We start from the raw sequence: 3,225 nt of genomic DNA, 5'->3' as shown, positions 1-3,225 counted from the left end.
CGGGTCCGTCGCACGGAACGGCCCCGCGTGGACATGCCACCCTCGCCGCCTTCGCGGCCCCGCGGCCCCGCCGGAGGACCCCGCGATCGGGTGGTTACCCCTGGAAACCGGACAGTCGCACATGTGTGCGCCAACCGAAAGTTTCGTGGACGTCCGCCACTCCTTCCGGTGACTCCCGCACCGGGCCTGGCGTGCGGGGTCCCCGCCCGGCGGGAGGTTCCGGACGATCCGCCGACGCTGTGGACAAATGCGGCCAATACCCCTGAGCCGCCTTCACAAGTCCCCTCACCCGACTGGCCAGAAGGCGCCTTGCCGCCTCAACTCCCCTACGTACAAGGTGAGTTGAGAACGCAGGCATCAGGAGTCACAAGCGCGACGCTTGGCCCCGGCGACCGAGAGGTCCGGGGTTCTGACGGGGGAAACTGATGTGGTGCGCGCTGCAGCGTCGCCCTGATAGGTGGCGTCTCCGCGCTCCTGAACGGGAATGCCTCCCTCCGCCATCTCCTGGTGCATCTGTCCGGTGCCCAGGACTGTCCGAGTCAGGGACAAAGGAGGGGGAAAGCCGATGAGCGCGGTGCGCGCCAACAGGCCGACGTATCCAGGCGTCCACGTCGAAGAGCTTCCCAGCAGCACCCGAACGATCTCCACGCCGACCACGTCGGTGACCGCCTTCGTCGGCCACACCCGGCGCGGCCCGCTGAACGAGCCGGTCCGTGTCAGCAGCTTCACCGAGTTCGAGCGCCGCTTCGGCGGCCTGAGTTCGCGGAGCGCCGTCGGCCACGCGGTGCACCAGTACTTCGGCAACGGCGGCTCCGTCGCCGTCGTCGTGCGCGTCGCCAGGGCAGGCAGCGGGAAGGCCGCCGGCCTCACCTTGAAGTCGACCGAGGGGCACAGCGAGGGCCCGGTCCTCGAGGTGCGCGCCAAGGAGTCCGGCGCGTGGGGCAACGGCCTGCGCGTCGCCGTGGACCACGACACGCCGTGTCCCGACGAGACCTTCGACCTGCGCGTCCTCGACGCCGGGGGCCGGGCCCGTGAGAGCTTCACCGGCCTGTCCATGGACCCCTCGCACGACCGGTACGCGCCCGACACGGTCAACGCGGGTTCCCGGCTCGTACGGGTCGAGGTCGTCGGCGAGGGCCGCCCCGATCCGTCCGGCACCGTCTCCAAGCCGTTCGGCCACGAACTGCCGAACCTGGCGGTGGACCTGACGGTCAAGATCGGCGACGTGGAGCGCCGGTTCACGCTCCACGACCCCGACCGTGACGGCGAGGCCCCGTGCAGTGTGGCCGAGCTGGCGCTGCTCCTGGAGCGCAAGCTGCGCGCCCTGCCCGACGCTCCCGGCCGGCGTGCCTTCGCGGGCGCCGAGGTCACCGCCTTCGGCCGCCGCGTCCAGGTCGTCGCCGGCTCCACCGACCCCCACGACGTCGTCCGCTTCCTCGGCGAGTGCGCCAACGACCTCGGTCTGGAGGCCTCGGTCAACCCGCCGGTGTTCCCGCTGGACCACGGCGAGGACGGGGCTGCTCCCGGGCCGCAGGACCTGATCGGCAGCGAGGCCGGGAAGACCGGCATCCAGGCCCTGCGCGGTGTCGCCGACGTCAACCTGCTCGTGCTGCCGGAACTCGCGTCGTACGAACGGACCGAGGACGCCCTCACCGTCATCTCCGCGGCCCGGCTGCTGTGCGAGGAGCGGCGGATCTTCCTGCTGGTCGACGCGCCGAGCGCCTGGACCGGGGTCGACTCCGCCCGCGCCGGACTCGCCGCCTTCGACGCCGTGCGCGGCGACCACGCCGCCCTGTACTTCCCCCACCTGCGGCTCACCGACCCGCTCACCGGCCGGCTGCGCTCCTTCCCGCCCTCCGGGGCGGTGGCCGGCGTCATCGCCCGCACCGACGCCGAGCGCGGCGTGTGGAAGGCCCCGGCCGGCACCGGCGCACGGCTCGCGGGCGTGCGCTCGCTCACCGTCGACCTGACCGACCGTGAGACCGGGCTGCTCAACCCGCTCGGCGTCAACTGCCTGCGGGCCTTCCCGGCGACCGGACCGGTGGTCTGGGGGGCGCGGACGCTCGCGGGTTCGGACGCGGCCGAGAGCGAGTGGACGTTCGTGCCGGTGCGGCGCCTGGCGCTGCACGTCGAGGAGAGCCTGCAACGCGGCCTCCAGTGGGTGGTGTTCGAGCCCAACGACGAGAACCTGTGGCAGCAGATCCGGCTCGCCGCCTCCGCGTACCTGCACACCCTGTTCCGCCAGGGCGCATTCAAGGGCAGCACCCCGCGCGAGGCGTACTTCGTCAAGTGCGACAGCGACACGACGACCGCCGAGGACATCGAGAACGGCGTCGTCAACGTCCTCGTCGGCATCGCACCGGTGCGGCCGGCGGAGTTCGTGATCGTCCAGATCCAGCAGACGTCCGGCCAGTTCGCGCTCTAGCGCGGCGCCGCCAATCGTGGAGATTCGAGAATCCGATGGCTGAGTTCACGGTCAACGCGTATCGCTTCGACCCCTACAAGAACTTCAAGTTCCTTGTCCTGTGGGACGGTCGGACGGTCGCGGGCATCAGCAAGGTCAGTCCGCTGAAGCGGACCACGGAGGTCGTCAAGCACCGTCACGGCGGCGATCCCTCCTCGCCCCGCAAGTCACCGGGCCGATCCGAGTTCGAGGGCATCACCCTGGAGCGCGGAGTCACCCACGACCCCGAGTTCGACCGCTGGGCCAACAAGGTCTGGCAGATCGGCGCGGGCCTCGGCTCCGAGGTGTCGCTCGCCGACTTCCGCAAGGACATAGTGATCCAGGTCCTCAACGAGGCCGGGCAGGTCGCCGTCTCGCACAAGCTGTACCGGACCTGGCCGAGCGAGTACCAGGTCCTGGGCGAACTCGACGCCAACGCCAACGCGGTGGCCATCCAGTCGCTGAAGCTCGAGTGCGAGGGCTGGGAACGGGACTACGAGGTGCCCGAGCCGCAGGAGCCGTCGTTCCTCAACCCGGCCTAGCCGGCGTCTGGTTCCCGGGGGACGGGATGGGGATCACGGGGGCCGCGGGACTGCTGGCGGCCTGGGAGACGGGCCTCGCCGAGGCGCCCGCGGGGCGTGCCCTGCTGCTGCACCGCACGGCACGGCCGGACGTCGACGCGGCGGTGCTGCCGGTGCTGCCGGTCGGTGAGCGCGAGGCCGACCTGTTCGCGCTGCGCCGGGCCCTGTTCGGGGACCGGATGCAGGTGCGGCTGGAGTGCG

The 3,225-nt window shown here is 71.4% G+C and carries 2 protein-coding genes and 1 pseudogene; all 3 read left to right on the top strand.

The annotated features are described in order from the left end of the window. The first annotated feature begins 565 nt into the window (after positions 1 to 565). Positions 566 to 2,425 (top strand): phage tail sheath subtilisin-like domain-containing protein, encoded by a 1,860-nt coding sequence (locus HW445_RS23890; protein WP_180223009.1) that lies wholly within the window; start codon positions 566 to 568, stop codon positions 2,423 to 2,425. 35 nt (positions 2,426 to 2,460) lie between these two features. Further along, positions 2,461 to 2,985 carry a phage tail protein gene (locus tag HW445_RS23885; RefSeq protein ID WP_151769758.1) on the top strand — a complete coding sequence of 175 codons (525 nt, stop codon included), beginning with the start codon at positions 2,461 to 2,463 and terminating at the stop codon, positions 2,983 to 2,985. Between the two features lie 26 nt (positions 2,986 to 3,011). Continuing rightward, a pseudogene (locus HW445_RS23880) lies at positions 3,012 to 3,225 on the top strand (hypothetical protein); the annotation flags it as partial.

The sequence above is a fragment of the Streptomyces sp. UH6 genome (assembly GCF_013421635.1).
Lineage (GTDB): Bacteria > Actinomycetota > Actinomycetes > Streptomycetales > Streptomycetaceae > Streptomyces > Streptomyces abyssomicinicus.
Note: the sequence above shows the minus strand (reverse complement) of the source record. Positions and strands in the feature narration are given on the sequence as shown.

Coding starts and splice junctions, on each gene's coding strand:
- HW445_RS23890 (WP_180223009.1), top strand. CDS start 566: ATGAGCGCGGTGCGCGCCAACAGGCCGACGTATCCAGGCGTCCACGTC.
- HW445_RS23885 (WP_151769758.1), top strand. CDS start 2,461: ATGGCTGAGTTCACGGTCAACGCGTATCGCTTCGACCCCTACAAGAAC.